Origin of the sequence: Mycobacterium europaeum (assembly GCF_034555895.2) — a bacterium.
GTDB classification, from domain to species: domain Bacteria; phylum Actinomycetota; class Actinomycetes; order Mycobacteriales; family Mycobacteriaceae; genus Mycobacterium; species Mycobacterium europaeum.
In genome coordinates this window covers 2,946,569-2,962,223 of the sequence record NZ_CP157315.1, presented here as the reverse complement: position 1 = coordinate 2,962,223, position 15,655 = coordinate 2,946,569, and the positions used below count along the sequence as shown (strand labels likewise).

The following is a 15,655-nucleotide window of genomic DNA, read 5'->3' as shown; positions in this document are numbered from 1 at the left end:
CCCGCTGACGTGCGGTTTCTCGCGGGCCGACCGGTCGCCGTACCATGGCTCCGTGACTTCGATGGTGGTGCGGGACGCTGCGGGTGCGGCCGGCGACGCGGGGCCCGCGCGCACCTACGAGGTCCGCACCTACGGCTGCCAGATGAACGTGCACGACTCCGAGCGGTTGGCGGGTCTGCTGGAAGCGGCCGGCTATCGGCGGGCCGTCGAGGGCGCCGACGCCGACGTCGTCGTCTTCAACACCTGCGCCGTCCGCGAAAACGCTGACAACAAGCTGTATGGCAACCTCAGCCACCTGGCCCCGCGTAAACGGGCCAACGCCGAGATGCAGATCGCGGTCGGGGGCTGCCTGGCGCAGAAAGACCGGGACGCGCTGCTGCGCAAGGCGCCCTGGGTCGACGTCGTGTTCGGCACGCACAACATCGGGTCGCTGCCCACGCTGCTCGAACGGGCCCGGCATAACAAGACCGCCCAGGTGGAGATCGCCGAGTCGCTGCGGGAGTTCCCGTCGTCGCTGCCGAGCGCGCGCGAATCCGCCTACGCCGCTTGGGTTTCCGTCTCCGTCGGGTGCAACAACAGCTGCACCTTCTGCATCGTCCCCTCGTTGCGGGGCAAGGAGGTCGACCGCAGCCCGGCCGACGTCCTGGCCGAGGTGAGGGCGCTGGTGGACGACGGCGTGCTCGAGGTCACGCTGCTGGGCCAAAACGTCAACGCCTACGGGGTGTCGTTCGCCGACCCGACGCTGCCCCGCGATCGCGGCGCCTTCGCGCGGCTGCTGCGGGCCTGCGGCGACATCGACGGCCTGGAACGCGTGCGGTTCACCTCCCCGCACCCCGCCGAATTCACCGACGACGTCATCGACGCCATGGCCCAGACGCCGAACGTCTGCCCCGCCCTGCACATGCCGCTGCAGTCGGGCTCCGACCGGGTGTTGCGCGCGATGCGGCGCTCGTACCGCGCCGAGCGCTACCTCGGCATCATCGACCGCGTCCGCGCGGCCATGCCGCACGCCGCCATCACCACCGACCTGATCGTCGGGTTCCCCGGCGAGACCGAAGCGGACTTCGCGCAAACCCTGGAGGTCGTGCGCCAGGCCCGGTTCTCGGCCGCGTTCACCTTCCAGTACTCCAAGCGGCCCGGCACCCCGGCCGCCGAACTCGACGGGCAGCTCCCGAAAGCCGTTGTGCAGGAACGCTATGAGCGGCTGGTCGAGCTGCAGGAGCAGATCTCGCTGGAGGGTAATCGCGCGCTGGTCGGCCAGACCGTGGAATTGCTGGTCGCCGCCGGCGAGGGGCGCAAGGACATCCGCACGGCCCGGATGACGGGCCGTGCCCGCGACGGCCGCCTGGTGCACTTCGGCGCCGACGACCGGGTGCGACCGGGGGACGTCGTCACCGCGGTGATCACCCAGGCCGCGCCGCACCACCTCATCGCCGACGCCGGCATCCTCAGCCACCGCCAGACCCGCGCGGGAGACGCGCACGCCGCCGGGCACCGCCCCGGCGGCATTGGTCTCGGCATGCCCGCCGTGGGACCGCCCGGCCCCACGAAATCCACCCAACCCCTTGGATGTGCCCGATGAATGAAGAACACCCGCATTACCACGTCCTGCGGAGCGAAATCGAGGCCGCCGAGCGCCGGGTCGCGCGCGGATTCGACCCGGGCCCGCGCGGTTTCGTCGTGGCGATCCTGGTCTTCGTGTTGCTGGGATCGTTCATCCTGCCGCACACCGGCTCCGTGCGGGGCTGGGACGTGTTGTTCAGCAGCCGCGGGGCCGGCGCGGCCGCGGTGGCGCTGCCGTCGCGCGTCTTCGGCTGGCTGACGCTGGTGTTCGGCGTCGGGTTCTCGATGCTGGCGTTGGTGACCCGCCGCTGGGCGCTGGCCTGGGTCGCGCTGGCGGGTTCGGCGCTCGCCGGTGCGGCGGGGCTGCTGGCCATCTGGTCGCGCCAGACGGTGGCCGCGGGTCATCCGGGCCCCGGGGTGGGGCTGATCGCGGCGTGGATCGTCGTCCTGGTACTGACCTATCAGTGGACCCGGGTGGTGTGGTCGCGGACCATCGTGCAACTCGCGGCCGAGGAGGAGCGGCGCCGGGTCGCGGCGCAGCAGCAGTCGATGACGCTGCTCGACAGCCTGGGCGGCGGCCCCAGGGCCGACATTCCGAACCGCCCCGACCCGATGTCCCGGGGGTCCGAAGCCTAGGGCTTACGGGTCAGCGCCTCGGCGGCCGCCTGGGCCCACTGCCGCCACTGTTCGGCGTTGGCTCTGGCCTCTGCGGCCTCCTTGGTGCGGCCCGCAGCCGCGGCCTTCTCGGCCTGCTGCTCGTATTGTTCGGCGCGGGTGCGGAATTGCTCGGCGCGCGCCTGCGCCTGGGGGTCCGACCAGTCGGCCTCGCCCGCCTCGCGCACCTTCTTCTCGACCGCCCGCAGCCGACGCTCCAACTCGGCGGACCGCTCCCGCGGCACCTTGCCGATCGCGTCCCACTTCTCGGCGATCGAGCGCAGCGCCGCCCTGGCCGCGTCGTGGTTGCCGGTGTCGATCTTCTCCGCCTCGGCCAGCAGCGCCTCCTTGGCGGTGGCATTGGCCCGCAGCTCGGCGTCCTTCTCCGCCGTCGCCGCGTTGCGGGCCGTGAAGAAGACGTCCTGGGCCGCCTTGAACCGCCGCCACAGCGCGTCGTCGACGTCGCGGGCCGCTCGGCCCGCCGCCTTCCACTCCGTGAGCAGCTTGCGGAATTCCGCGCTGGTGGCGGCCCACTCCGTCGAATCGGACAGCTCCTCGGCCCGTTCGCAGAGTCGTTCCTTGGCCTGGCGAACGCCCAGCCGTTCGCGGTCCAGTTCGGCGAAATGGGATCCGCGCCGCCGGTTGAACGCCTCCCGGGCCGCCGAATAGCGCTTCCACAGCGCGTCGTCGACCTTGCGGTCCAGGCCGTTGATGGTCTTCCACTCGTCGAGGATGGCCCGCAGGCGGTCGCCGGCGGTCTTCCACTGCGTGGAGTTGGCGCCCAACTCCTCGGCCTCGGCGGCCAGCGCCTCCTTGCGCGCGGTCTGGGCGGCGCGATGCTCGTCGCGACGGGATCGCTCCGCGGCGACCGTGGCCTCGACCTGTTCGACGAGGCTGGTCAGCCGGCGCGCGAGCGCGTCGACGTCGCCCAGCACGGCCGCCGTCGGCAAGGTCTCGGCGAGCTCGGAGGCGTGCGCCTTGATCTTGCGGGCGTCGCCGGTGCCCGCCGCGAGCCGCTCCTCCATGAGCGTGACCTCGGTACTCAGGTCGTCGAAGCGGCGGCCGAAGTGGGCGAAGGCGGCTTCGGGGTCACCGGCCTGCCAGGAGCCGACGACGCGCTCGCCGCCGGCGGTGATCAGCCACACCGTGCCGTCGTCGTCGACGCGGCCGAACCGGTGCGGATCGCTGGTGGGCGGTGCCGGCACCGGGTGCACGGCGGGCCGCGGCCCCGGGCCCTGCGGCCGGGGACCCGGGCGTGGTCCCGGGCGTGGGACCGGGCCCGGAACCGGTTGGGGCGCCGGCCCGGCCGGCTCTGCGCCGTGGGGTTCGTCAGCCGTCATGCGCTGGTCACCTACCCTTCGCGCGGTTGCTGTTCCGCGCACCTGCCGCGCGTAGCGGCACCGTCTGCTGTACCTGTGGGTCGGCATCGCGGCTCTCCCAACAGCTACTCACCAGTATTCAAGCAGCTTGGCGGCCCGTGCGCCGCCACCGGTGATCCTTTCGCGCGGGATGCATCGCCGCAGACGCAGCGGGTACGACAGTTCTCCGTACCCTGACTCGGGCGGAGAAACCATGGCCAAGGCGGACATCGCCGCTTTGCTCGCGTTGGCGTCGGCGCTCTGCGTCGCGATCGGCGACGTGCTGCAGCAGCGTGCGACACACCGGATCACCGACACGTCGGTCGGGCACCTTGAACTGTTCCGCAGGTTGCTCGGCAACCGGCGGTGGAGGTGCGGGGCCGTGATGCCGGTGGTCAGCATCGGCTTGCAGGCGGCCGCACTGAACCAGGGTTCGGTGTTGCTGGTGCAGGCGTTGCTGGTCCTGTCGCTGCTGTTCGCGCTGCCCATCAGCGCCAGGTCGGCAGGCCGCTCCGTCACCGCGCGGGAGTGGGCCTGGGCGGTGGTGCTGACCGCGGCGGTGACGGTGGTCGTGACGGTCGGCAACCCGCAGGCGGGCCATGCGACGGCGTCGCTACGGACGTGGGCCACCGTGGCGGCGGTCCTGGCACCGGTGCTGGCAGCGCGCGGGTCGACGCCTGCGCGACGCGGGACCGGGTCGCGGCGCGGCTCGGACTCGCCGCAGCCCAGCCCGCGTGACTTGCCGGCGTTACCCGATTGCAGTGTTACCCACAGCACTTCCATAGGTTGATGACGTATGAACGACGAGGGTGATTCGCTGAACGCCTGCGGCGTGGGCAACGTCATACGGTTGTTGCTGAATTGAAGGCGAATTTTGAGTGTATTTGCCATTGCGCGAGGGAAAGCTGGTCGGGGCAGTTTTTGAGGTGAGGGGTCGCTATGTCGAAGGTTGATGTCGCGGCGTTGATCGCATTGTGCGCGGCGATGGCGTCCGCGGTCGGCGATGTGATCCGCCAGCGCTCGGCGCAGGAAATCACGGACAAAGATGTCGGCCATCTCGAGTTGTTCCGCATGTCGCTGCGGGACACCCGCTGGTGGTTGGGGGGCCTGGCGGCGATCGTCAACTACAGCCTGCAGGCCGGCGCGCTGGCTTGGGGCTCGGTGGTGCTGGTGACCGCGCTGCAGGTGACCGCGTTGCTGTTCGCGCTGCCGATCTACGCGCGGCTGACCAAGCGGCGGGTGACCCGCTGGGAGTGGATCTGGGCGGTGATACTGGCCGGCGCCCTGGCCGTGGTCATCCTCGTCGGCGACCCGGCCTCCGGCAATCAGCGCGCGGCGGTCGGGACGTGGGCCGTCGTGGCCGCGGTGGCGGTGCCACTGCTGGTGGCGTGCGTGGTGGCCGCGCGGATCTGGTCGGGCAGCCCGCTGGCGGCCGCGCTGCTGGCCGTGGTGGCCGGGTCGGCCTTGGCGTTGTTCGCGGTGCTGACCAAGGGCATCGTCGAGGTGTCCGAGGGCGGCCCACTGGCCGTGCTGACCGCACCCGAGTTCGTGCCCTGGCTGCTGCTGGCGCTGACCGGGATGATCTTCCAGCAGTCGGCGTTCCGTGCCGGCGCGCTGACGGCCTCCATGCCCACGATGACCGTGGCGAAGCCCGTGGTGGCCGGCCTGCTGGGCATCTTCGTGCTCGGCGAAACGCTGAACGCCACCGGGCCCAAGGCCTTCGTGCTGGTCGCGGCCGTGGCCGTGGTGATCGTGGCGACGATCGCGCTGGCCCGCGGCGAGGCCGCCACCATGGTCGCGCAGGTCGGCCGTGACGCCGGAGAGATCGCGCCGGGCACGTGGTCGCCCGGCCACGACGAGGCCGACCCTGTTAGCGGTCACATCATGGCGGCGACGGCCGAGGCCTGAAAACGCCGCGCCGGCGAAACGTTAGTTTGGTGGCGTGCTCAGCGGCATTGCGATCGTTCCGTCGGCCCCGCTGCTGGTGCCCGAGCTCGCCGGAGCCGCCGCCGCGGAGGTGACCGACCTGGCGGCCGCGGTGCTGGCGGCGGCCGCCCTGCTGCCCGCGCGCTGGAGCGTCATCGGGACCGCCGCGCGTGACGAGGCGTGCGGTCCCCACACGGCCGGCACCTTCGCGGGTTTCGGGGTGGACCTCCGCGTGCGGCTGTCCCCGTCGGCCAACGACGAGTCGCCGGCCGACCTGCCCGTGTGCGTCTTGCTCGCCGCCTGGCTCCGCGGCCAGGTCCGCCCCGACGCCACCGCGCGGGCACGGGTCTACTCCGCCGACCACGACGCCGGCACCGCGCTGGACCGCGGGCGTTTGCTGCGCGCCGAGATCGACGCCTCACCCGAGCCCATCGGCGTGCTGGTGGTGGCCGACGGCGCCAACACCCTGACCCCCGCCGCCCCCGGGGGCTACGACCCGGGGAACGCCGACGCGCAGCAGGCCCTCGACGACGCGCTGGCCACCGGTGACGTCGCAGCACTGACGCGGCTGCCGCGGCAGATCCTGGGCCGGGCCGCCTTCCAGGTCCTGGCCGGGCTGGCCGAACCCGGACCGCGATCGGCCAAGGAGTTGTACCGGGGCGCCCCCTACGGCGTGGGCTACTTCGCCGGTGCCTGGCAGCTCTGAGGTGACCGTGCGACCGCTGGCGATCATCGGCCCCACCGGAACCGGCAAGTCGCAGCTTGCCCTCGACATCGCGGAACGGCTCGAGGGCGGCGCCGAGATCGTCAACGCCGACGCGATGCAGCTGTACCGCGGGATGGACATCGGCACCGCCAAGCTGCCCGTCGACCAACGCCGCGGCATCCCGCACCACCAGCTCGACGTTCTCGACGTCACCGAGACCGCGACCGTCGCCCGCTACCAGGGCGCAGCCGCCGCGGACGTCGAGGCGATCGCGGCCCGCGGCGCCGTGCCCCTCATCGTGGGCGGCTCCATGCTCTACGTGCAGTCCCTGCTCGACGACTGGTCGTTCCCCGCCACCGATCCGGCCGTGCGGGCGCGCTGGGAACGGCGGCTGGCCGAGGTCGGGGTCGGCGGCCTGCACGCCGAGCTGGCCCGTCGCGACCCCGCCGCGGCCGCGGCCATCCTGCCCACCGACGCGCGGCGCACGGTGCGCGCGCTCGAGGTGGTCGAGCTGACCGGACGGCCGTTCGCCGCGTCCGCACCGCGCATCGGCGCACCGAGGTGGGACACCGTCATCATCGGACTCGATTGCGAGACAACGACTCTCGACGAGAGGCTGGCCCGTCGCACCGACGCCATGTTCGACCAGGGCCTGGTCGACGAGGTGGGCGCGCTGCTTGGCAGGGGCCTGCGCGACGGGGTCACCGCGTCGCGCGCCCTGGGCTACGCGCAGGTGATCGAGGCGCTCGACGCCGGGGGTGGCGCCGATCGACTGCGCGACGCCCGGGAGCAGACGTACGTGGGCACCCGACGCTACGTGCGGCGCCAGCGGTCGTGGTTCCGCCGCGACCACCGGGTCCGCTGGCTGGACGCGAGCGACGGCGCCCGGCTCGTCGACGAAGCCCTGCACGCCTGGCGCCACGTATCCTGAGCAGGTGCAATTCGCTAAGGGCCACGGCACCGAGAACGACTTCCTGGTGCTACCCGACGAGCACGCCGCGCTCGACCTCACCGCCGCCCGGGTGGCCGCCCTCTGCGACCGGCGGCGCGGGCTGGGCGCCGACGGGGTGCTGCGCGTCACCACCGCCGGCGCCGCGCTGGCGGCAGGCGTGCTCGACCGGCTGCCCGACGGCGTCGCCTCGGCCGATTGGTACATGGACTACCGCAACGCCGACGGCTCGCTCGCCCAGATGTGCGGCAACGGCATCAGGGTGTTCGCGCACTACCTGCGCGCCAGCGGGCTGGAGGCTCGCGACGAGTTCGTGGTGGGGTCACCGGCCGGCCCGCGGCCGATCACCGTGCACCGCGCCGACGCCACCCGGGCCGACATCAGCGTCGACATGGGCAAGGCCAACACGCTGGGTCCCGGAAGCGCTGTCGTCGGCGGCCGCCGGTTTTCCGGCCTGGCGGTCGACGTGGGCAACCCCCACCTGGCCTGCGTGGACCCCGGCCTGACCGCCGAGGAGCTGGCGGGGCTGGACGTGGCCGCACCGGTCAGCTTCGACCGCGCCCAGTTCCCCGACGGGGTCAACATCGAAGTCCTCACCTCACCCGTCGACGGCGAGGTGCGGATGCGGGTACACGAACGGGGCGTGGGCGAGACGCGCTCATGCGGCACCGGCACGGTCGCGGCCACCGTCGCCGCGCTGGCCGCCGACGGTGCGGCCACCGGCACGCTGACCGTGCGGGTGCCGGGCGGTGACGTCGTCGTCACGATCACCGACGCCACCAGCTACTTGAGGGGGCCGTCGGTGTTGGTGGCCCGGGGGGAGGTCAGCGAGGAATGGTGGGACGCGCAGGAGCGTTAATTCGAGTGCACGGCGCCGATTCGCCGTGCATCATCTTGTATTGCCTATGACACAGCCTGAATTTCAAAATCCCGCTCCCGCAGTCGCGGAGCCAAGCACCGGCGAGCTCGCTCTCGAAGACCGGTCGGCGCTGCGCCGCGTCGCCGGTCTGTCCACCGAGCTCACCGACGTCTCCGAAGTCGAGTACCGCCAGCTGCGGCTGGAACGCGTCGTGCTGGTCGGTGTCTGGACCGACGGCACCGCCGCCGACAGCGAGGCCAGCATGGCCGAGCTGGCCGCCCTGGCCGAGACGGCCGGCTCCCAGGTGCTCGAAGGGCTCATCCAGCGCCGCGACAAGCCCGACCCGTCGACCTACATCGGCTCGGGCAAGGCCCAGGAGCTGCGCGAGGTGGTGCTGGCGACCGGCGCCGACACGGTGATCTGCGACGGTGAACTGTCCCCGGCGCAGCTGACCGCGCTGGAAAAGGCGGTGAAGGTCAAGGTCATCGACCGCACTGCGCTGATCCTGGACATCTTCGCCCAGCACGCCACCAGCCGGGAGGGCAAGGCGCAGGTATCGCTGGCCCAGATGGAGTACATGCTGCCGCGACTGCGCGGCTGGGGTGAGTCGATGTCCCGGCAGGCCGGTGGTCGCGCCGGCGGCAGCGGGGGAGGCGTGGGCCTGCGCGGTCCGGGTGAAACCAAGATCGAGACCGACCGCCGCCGCATCCGCGAACGCATGGCCAAGCTGCGCCGCGAGATCAAGGACATGAAAACGGTCCGCGACACCCAGCGCAGCCGCCGGCTGGCCAGCGACGTGCCCTCGGTGGCCATCGTCGGCTACACCAACGCCGGCAAGTCGAGCCTGCTCAACGCGCTGACCGGGGCGGGGGTCCTGGTGCAGGACGCGTTGTTCGCCACGCTGGAGCCCACCACCCGCCGCGCCGAGTTCGAAGACGGTCGCCCGCTGGTGCTCACCGACACCGTCGGGTTCGTCCGGCACCTGCCCACCCAACTGGTCGAGGCGTTCCGCTCCACGCTGGAGGAGGTCGTCGACGCCGACCTGTTGCTGCACGTGGTCGACGGCTCGGACGTCAACCCGCTGGCCCAGATCAACGCGGTGCGCGAGGTGATCTCGGAGGTCATCGCCGACCATCATGGTGACCCACCGCCCGAGCTGCTGGTGGTGAACAAGGTCGACGCCGCGAGTGGCCTGACGCTGGCCAAGCTGCGGCACGCGCTGCCCGGCGCGATGTTCGTCTCGGCCCGCACGGGTGAGGGCATCGACGCCCTGCGGCGCCGGATGGGCGAGATGGCCGTTCCCGCCGATACCGCCGTGGACGTGGTGATCCCGTATCACCGCGGTGACCTGGTCGCCCGGTTGCACGCCGATGGGCGGGTGCAGCAGGAGGAGCACAACCCCGACGGCACCCGGATCAAGGCCCGGGTTCCGGTGGCCTTGGCCGGCCGGCTGCAAGAGTTCGCGGCCCACTGATTTAGTCGGCGGTCGAACCCCGCCCACTGCCGACCAACCGTCTGGTTGGTATATGTTGGGCGACAGAGTTCCCCGTCGCCGGAGGTCATTCACATGGGCAGTGCCGTCAAGTACCAGCGCACTCTTTTCGAGCCGGAGCACGACCTGTTCCGTGAGTCCTACCGCGCCTTCCTGGACCGTCACGTCGCGCCGCACCACGACGACTGGGAGAAGGCCAAGATCGTGGACCGCGGCGTGTGGCTCGAGGCCGGTAAGCAGGGCTTCCTGGGCATGGCGGTGCCGGAGGAGTACGGCGGCGGCGGCAACCCCGACTTCCGGTACAACGCGATCATCACCGAGGAGACCACCACCGGCCGCTACAGCGGCATCGGCTTCGGCCTGCACAACGACATCGTGGCGCCGTACCTGCTGGCGTTGGCCACCGAGGAGCAGAAGCAGCGCTGGCTGCCCAAGTTCTGCAGCGGCGAGATCATCACCGCGATCGCGATGACCGAGCCGGGAACCGGCAGCGACTTGCAGGGCATCAAGACCCGCGCGGTCAAGCAGGGCGACCACTACGTGCTCAACGGCGCAAAGACGTTCATCACCAACGGAATCAACGCCGACCTGGTGATCGTGGTCGCCCAGACCGATCCCGACAAAGGCGCGCAGGGCTTTTCGCTGCTCGTCGTCGAACGTGGCATGGAGGGCTTCGAGCGCGGCCGCCACCTGGACAAGATCGGGCTGGACGCGCAGGACACCGCCGAGTTGTCGTTCACCGATGTGAAGGTGCCCGCCGAGAACCTGCTCGGGCAGGAGGGCATGGGGTTCATCTACCTGATGCAGAACCTGCCGCAGGAACGCATCTCGATCGCCATCATGGCCGCCGCGGCGATGGAGCAGGTGCTGGAACACACGTTGCAATACACCAAGGAGCGCAAGGCATTTAACAAGCCGATCGGAAGCTTCCAGAACAGCCGCTTCGTGCTTGCCGAGCTGGCGACCGAGGCCACCGTGGTGCGCATGATGGTCGACGAGTTCATCCGGCTGCACCTGGACAAGAAGCTGACCGCGGAGCAAGCGGCGATGGCCAAGTGGTACTCCACCGAAAAGCAGGTGCATCTCATCGACCGTTGCCTGCAACTGCACGGCGGTTACGGCTACATGCGCGAATACCCCGTTGCCCGTGCCTATCTGGACGCGCGGGTGCAGACCATCTACGGCGGAACGACCGAGATCATGAAGGAGATCATCGGTCGCAGCCTGGGGGTCTAGCCCGCGCCATTGGCCGGAAGCGCCGTCGGACCGGCCAATTCGCACCTCGTCGGCAAACCGGATCAGTGCCCGCCGCGGGGCCGAATTCTCGGGTGGATCGTTGCGGAGTTAATGGCTTCACGTACCGTCGGCACATGCGTTTTGGGTACGCCGCCCGGGCAATGGCGCATCGTCACGCCGAAAAGCATGACGGCGCCGAGCGCCTGGTCACGGTCGCCAACTCCGGCGAATGCCGAATGGCTGCGTGCGACGGCACGGACGCCCCATTGCACAGGCGATCGTCGTCGTCGAGTTTCGGCGCGATTAGCCCAATCGGGCGCGCGCGACCGGACGCCCAGTCGCGATTTGAGCGTGGCTCGGCATCATTTCGACATCGGCGTGGTATCCGTTTTTGTAATATTCCTGATCTGACTTCGCATTTTTCGTTGGCTGGAGCAAAGTTATGCGAGCCCGGCGCAAATGCGGTTCGGTACGCGGTCGTTTCTCCGCGGTCGGACTGCGGCCCGCTCGCCGGCTGTGCGGAAACGGGCATGGCCGCTGATAGGGGAATAGCCGTCGGCTGGGAGGCTGGGTGAACGGGCAGAGAGGTCACATGCGCAGGCTGGTCGGGAGCGCGCTGGTCAGCTTGGCCGCTACGGCAATGGCCGCTGCCTTGCTGGCGCCGCCGGCGGCGGCGTCTCCGATCGGAGACGCCGAGGCGGCCATGATGGCGGCCTGGGAGAAAGCCGGCGGCGACGCTTCACCCCTGGGCGCCCGCAAGGGCGATGTCTATCCCGCCGGGGACGGTTTCGTGCTGGACTTCGACGGCGGCAAGATGTTCTTCACGCCGGCGACCGGCGCGAAGTTCATCTACGGGCCGATCCTGGACAAATACGAGATGCTGGGCGGCCCCGCCGGCAGCGACCTCGGCTTCCCGGCCATCAACGAAGTGCCCGGCCTCGCCGGCCCCGACAGCCGCGTGAGCACCTTCTCGGCCAGCGACAAGCCGGTGATCTTCTGGACACCCGAGCACGGCGCATTCGTGGTACGCGGCGCGATCAACGCCGCGTGGGACAAGCTGGGCAGTTCGGGCGGCGTGCTCGGCGTGCCGATCGGCGACGAGACATACAACGGCGAGGTGTCCGCCCAGAAGTTCAGCGGCGGCCAGGTTTCGTGGAACAGGCAGACGAAGCAGTTCACCACCGAGCCGCCGGCCTTGGCCGACCAGTTGAAGGGCCTGCAGGTGGCGATCGACCCCACCGCGGCCATCAACATGGCCTGGCGCGCGGCCGGCGGCCCCAACGGCCCCCTGGGCGTCAAGAAGGGCGCGCAGTATCCGGTCGGCGGCGAGGGCATCGTCCAGGATTTCGCCAACGGGAAGGTGTACTTCACCCCCGCCACCGGCGCGAACGCCGTCGAAACCAACATCCTGGCCAAGTACGAGTCGCTCGGCGGACCGGCGGGCAGCGACCTGGGCTTCCCCACCACCAATGAGTCCGACGGCGGCATCCCGTCCAGCCGCGTCGTCACGTTCTCCGGCGCCGACAAGCCGGTGATCTTCTGGACCTCGGAGCACGGCGCGTTCGTGGTCCGCGGGGCGATGAAGGCCGCGTGGGACAAGCTCCGCGGACCGACCGGCAAGCTGGGCGCGCCGGTCGGCGACCAGGCCGTCGACGGCGACGTCGTCTCCCAGCAGTTCGCCGGCGGCAAGATCTCGTGGAACCGGGCGAAGAACACGTTCAGCACGGATCCGGCCAACCTCGCGCCGTTGCTCTCCGGCCTGCAGGTGTCGGGGCAGAATCAGCCGAGCAGCTCGGCGATGCCCACCCATGCCAAGAAGTTCACCTGGCAGTCGTGGTGGTTGTTGGCCGTCGTTCCGGTGCTGGCGCTGATCGTGCTGGCGGGGCTGCTGGCCTTCCGGTGGCGCCGGCGTCGCGCCGCCGACGACGCCGGCTACGAGCCCAGCCGCGATTTCGATCTCGGCTACGACACCGCGGGCGACCAGCCCTGGGGACACGACGACGTGACCACCGAGCATTTCGCCCGCCAGGAGGCGGCCCCGGATGCCGGGGCGGCCGGACGGGTGAGCTGGCGGCGGGGCGGCGCGGAGGAGGGTTCGTTCGACCTCGAGCAGGAGGACCCCGACGCGGTCGACACCGACTCGTTCTCCGCCGTCTCGCCGGCGGACCTCTCCGAGGCCGGCTATCCCGCAGCCGAAGCCGAGGCCGGCCACCCCGAAGCCGGCTTTGCCGAACCCGAATACGCCGAAGCCGAGTACGGCGAAACCGAATACGCGGAATCCGATTACGCCGAAACGGATTACGCCGAAGCCGGATACGCCGACGACGAGCCCGAGCCCGCCTACGACGACACCGACCGCGCCGACGGCGAGTACGCGGAGGCCGAATACCTCGATGTCGCCGTTCCCCACACGCCTCCCGACGCCGGGTTCGACGAAGGTGCTCCCGCCCCCGAGCCCGAGCATCCGGACGTCGCGGCACCGCACGTCCCGGCGGACGTGTTCGAGGCCGAGGCAGCCGCCCCGGAGGCCATCGCGCCCGAGGTCGCGGCCGCCGGCACGTCCGAGCAGCGCGGCGGCGGGCGGCACGCGGCCGCCGACGACGAGGACAGCGGCGTGGCGACCGGCCCGGGCGGGCGCCCCACCATCCACCTACCCCTCGACGACCCCTACCAGGCGCCCGACGGATACCCGATCAAGGCGAGCGCCCGCTCCGGGCTGTACTACACGCCGGGCAGCGAGCTCTACCACGACACGCTCGCCGAAATCTGGTTGTCCAGTGAGGAAGTGGCGCAGGCCAACGGCTTCGTCAAGGCGGACTGAGCCGGCCGGCGGCCGCGACGGCGCTAGACCTTGCGGATCACCGTGACGACCTTGCCGAGCACGGTCGCATCGTTGCCGGGAATGGGATCGAACGCCGGGTTGTGCGGCATCAGCCATACCTGACCACCCGCGCGCTTGAAGGTCTTCACGGTGGCTTCCCCGTCGAGCATGGCGGCGACGATGTCGCCGTTGTCGGCGACGTTCTGCTGTCGCACGACCACCCAGTCGCCGTCGCAGATCGCCGCCTCGATCATCGAGTCGCCGACGACCTTGAGCAGGAACAGCGTGCCCTCGCCGACCAGCTCGCGCGGCAGCGGGAAGACGTCCTCGACGGCTTCCTCGGCGAGGATGGGGCCACCGGCCGCGATGCGCCCGAGGACCGGAACGAACGTCGGCTCCGGCAGCGCGTCCGAGCCGGCGACTTCGGTGGTCGCTGCCGCCACGTTGTCATCGGCGCCGCGGACGTCGACCGCCCGGGGGCGGTTCGGGTCGCGACGCAGGTATCCCTTGCGTTCCAGTGTGCGCAGCTGATGCGCCACCGACGACGTCGACGTCAGACCGACGGCGTCACCGATCTCCCGGATGCTCGGCGGATAGCCACGGCTGGTGACCGACGCGCGAATGACGTTCAAGATGGTCCGTTGGCGTTCGGTCAGCGATGAATCGACGGCGTGCAGCCGACTGTCCGCGCCGGCCGATGAGGTGTCGTTGCTGTCGCTCATGGCACTGAATGTAACCCCAGCGCGCCCAAGAATCAAACATGTGTTCGACTAGCGTGTCGCCACCGCTCCGCCGCGCGCGAAAAACACGCCGAAGTCATAAATCACAAAGGTGTAACTCTTCGGCGGATCGGGTATTTCAGCCGCATGTCAGCGCTAGCGCCCGCGAACTTGTCGGTGGGGTGGTCTAGCGTTCGGCTCGTGCGACACGCTTCGCTCACATGTTCGGTGTTCGAACACACGAGCGATACAGTCGAACAGCTGAGCGAATTTAGTTGACCGGAGGAACGCAGATGACAATCATCCACACGCTGGCGCCGCGTACCGGCAGCCCACGGCGTCCGGTCAACGGACCGGTCCAGGGCCTTCGTTACGGCCGGGACGGGCTGGATCGTCTGCGCCGCCCCGGCCCGTCGCGGCCGGCGGGCGCGCCCGTGCGCTACCGCGGCACCGGCGTCGCGATGTCGGGCGCGCCGCACCGCAGGCGGCCCGTCACGGTGGCGACCACGATCTGGCTGGCGCTGGCCGCCGGCGCGATCACCCTGTGGCTGGGCCTGGTCGGCAACGTCGGCCAGGTGCTCAACGGCGACTCCGGCAGCTCGGCTGCGCACTTACCGGACCGGTTGGCCGTCGTACGCGTCGAGGCGGGCGAGTCGCTGCAAGACGTCGCTCACCGGGTGGCTCCGGACGCTCCGGCCCGGCAGGTCGCCGACCGCATTCGTGAACTCAACGACATGAACTCGCCGAATGTGGTGGCGGGCCAGACGCTGATCGCCCCCGTCGGCTGACACCCGGGCCTCGCCCGCGCAGGTGGGCGCACGGGTACGCTCGAAGTGCTGCGGTACCTGGTTGTCGGCACGGCGAAGGAGCGGTCATGCATTGCCCGTTCTGTCGTCATCCCGATTCCCGGGTGATCGACTCGAGGGAAACCGATGAAGGGCAGGCCATCCGGCGCCGCCGATCGTGCCCCGAGTGCGGACGGCGCTTCACCACCGTGGAGACCGCGGTGCTGGCTGTGGTCAAACGCAGCGGTGTCACCGAACCGTTCAGCCGGGAGAAGGTCATCAGCGGGGTCCGCCGGGCCTGCCAGGGCCGCCAGGTCGACGACGATGCGCTGAACCTGCTGGCCCAGCAGGTCGAGGACACCGTGCGCGCCGCGGGTTCGCCCGAGGTCCCCAGTCACGAGGTCGGCTTGGCCATCCTCGGCCCGCTGCGCGACCTCGACGAAGTGGCTTACCTCCGCTTCGCGTCGGTGTACCGGTCCTTTGAGTCCGCCGAGGATTTCGAACGCGAGATCCAGGCGCTGCGCGAACACCGTCAGGTCACGACGCCGGGCTGACCCCGGCCCGGAGCGCCGGCGGGCCGTGCCGGT

General features: G+C 70.5%; 13 protein-coding genes and 1 pseudogene. 12 read left to right on the top strand and 2 right to left on the bottom strand.

The window, feature by feature from the left end:
- The first annotated feature begins 61 nt into the window (after positions 1-61).
- Both miaB and U8D42_RS13220 read left to right on the top strand, forming a co-directional pair.
- Positions 62-1,582 (top strand): tRNA (N6-isopentenyl adenosine(37)-C2)-methylthiotransferase MiaB, encoded by a 1,521-nt coding sequence (miaB, locus tag U8D42_RS13225; RefSeq protein ID WP_322860188.1) that lies wholly within the window; start codon positions 62-64, stop codon positions 1,580-1,582.
- Positions 1,570-2,199, top strand: coding sequence for an Rv2732c family membrane protein (locus U8D42_RS13220; protein WP_322860059.1), 630 nt, complete (start codon positions 1,570-1,572; stop codon positions 2,197-2,199). The genes miaB and U8D42_RS13220 overlap by 13 nt, the downstream gene beginning before the upstream one ends.
- Here the strand turns inward: U8D42_RS13220 and U8D42_RS13215 are convergent.
- Positions 2,196-3,557, bottom strand: coding sequence for a DUF349 domain-containing protein (locus U8D42_RS13215; protein WP_085239990.1), 1,362 nt, complete (start codon positions 3,555-3,557; stop codon positions 2,196-2,198). The genes U8D42_RS13220 and U8D42_RS13215 overlap by 4 nt on opposite strands.
- 232 nt (positions 3,558-3,789) lie before the next feature.
- On the opposite strand from U8D42_RS13215, the pseudogene U8D42_RS13210 reads away from it, so the two are divergent.
- The 8 genes and pseudogenes from U8D42_RS13210 to U8D42_RS13175 form a co-directional block, all read left to right on the top strand.
- Positions 3,790-4,239, top strand: a pseudogene (locus U8D42_RS13210) (DMT family transporter); the annotation flags it as partial.
- 275 nt (positions 4,240-4,514) lie between these two features.
- Positions 4,515-5,483 carry a DMT family transporter gene (locus tag U8D42_RS13205; RefSeq protein ID WP_322860060.1) on the top strand — a complete coding sequence of 323 codons (969 nt, stop codon included), beginning with the start codon at positions 4,515-4,517 and terminating at the stop codon, positions 5,481-5,483.
- Positions 5,484-5,517: 34 nt separating this feature from the next.
- A complete protein-coding gene (locus U8D42_RS13200; protein ID WP_322860061.1) occupies positions 5,518-6,207 on the top strand; it encodes a hypothetical protein in 690 nt (229 codons plus the stop codon).
- A 7-nt stretch (positions 6,208-6,214) separates the two neighbouring features.
- Positions 6,215-7,138 carry a tRNA (adenosine(37)-N6)-dimethylallyltransferase MiaA gene (gene miaA, locus U8D42_RS13195; protein ID WP_090423069.1) on the top strand — a complete coding sequence of 308 codons (924 nt, stop codon included), beginning with the start codon at positions 6,215-6,217 and terminating at the stop codon, positions 7,136-7,138.
- A gap of 4 nt (positions 7,139-7,142) precedes the next feature.
- The gene (dapF, locus tag U8D42_RS13190) at positions 7,143-8,015 is read left to right on the top strand and encodes a diaminopimelate epimerase (RefSeq protein WP_322860062.1); all 873 of its coding nucleotides are present in this window, start codon (positions 7,143-7,145) and stop codon (positions 8,013-8,015) included.
- Positions 8,016-8,061: 46 nt separating this feature from the next.
- Positions 8,062-9,489, top strand: coding sequence for a GTPase HflX (gene hflX / locus U8D42_RS13185; RefSeq protein WP_322860063.1), 1,428 nt, complete (start codon positions 8,062-8,064; stop codon positions 9,487-9,489).
- Positions 9,490-9,582: 93 nt separating this feature from the next.
- Positions 9,583-10,743 carry an acyl-CoA dehydrogenase family protein gene (locus U8D42_RS13180; RefSeq protein ID WP_322860064.1) on the top strand — a complete coding sequence of 387 codons (1,161 nt, stop codon included), beginning with the start codon at positions 9,583-9,585 and terminating at the stop codon, positions 10,741-10,743.
- Between the two features lie 571 nt (positions 10,744-11,314).
- Entirely contained in the window at positions 11,315-13,564 is a 2,250-nt protein-coding gene (locus U8D42_RS13175) for an LGFP repeat-containing protein (RefSeq protein ID WP_431523766.1), read from the top strand.
- Between the two features lie 23 nt (positions 13,565-13,587).
- Here the strand turns inward: U8D42_RS13175 and lexA are convergent, their stop codons facing one another.
- The gene (gene lexA, locus U8D42_RS13170; protein WP_322860065.1) at positions 13,588-14,286 is read right to left on the bottom strand and encodes a transcriptional repressor LexA; all 699 of its coding nucleotides are present in this window, start codon (positions 14,284-14,286) and stop codon (positions 13,588-13,590) included.
- Positions 14,287-14,576: 290 nt separating this feature from the next.
- Here lexA and U8D42_RS13165 point away from each other — a divergent pair, with 290 nt between their 5' ends.
- Positions 14,577-15,071 carry a LysM peptidoglycan-binding domain-containing protein gene (locus tag U8D42_RS13165; protein WP_322860066.1) on the top strand — a complete coding sequence of 165 codons (495 nt, stop codon included), beginning with the start codon at positions 14,577-14,579 and terminating at the stop codon, positions 15,069-15,071.
- A gap of 86 nt (positions 15,072-15,157) precedes the next feature.
- The gene (nrdR, locus tag U8D42_RS13160) at positions 15,158-15,622 is read left to right on the top strand and encodes a transcriptional regulator NrdR (protein ID WP_085240000.1); all 465 of its coding nucleotides are present in this window, start codon (positions 15,158-15,160) and stop codon (positions 15,620-15,622) included.
- The last annotated feature ends 33 nt before the right edge of the window (positions 15,623-15,655 follow it).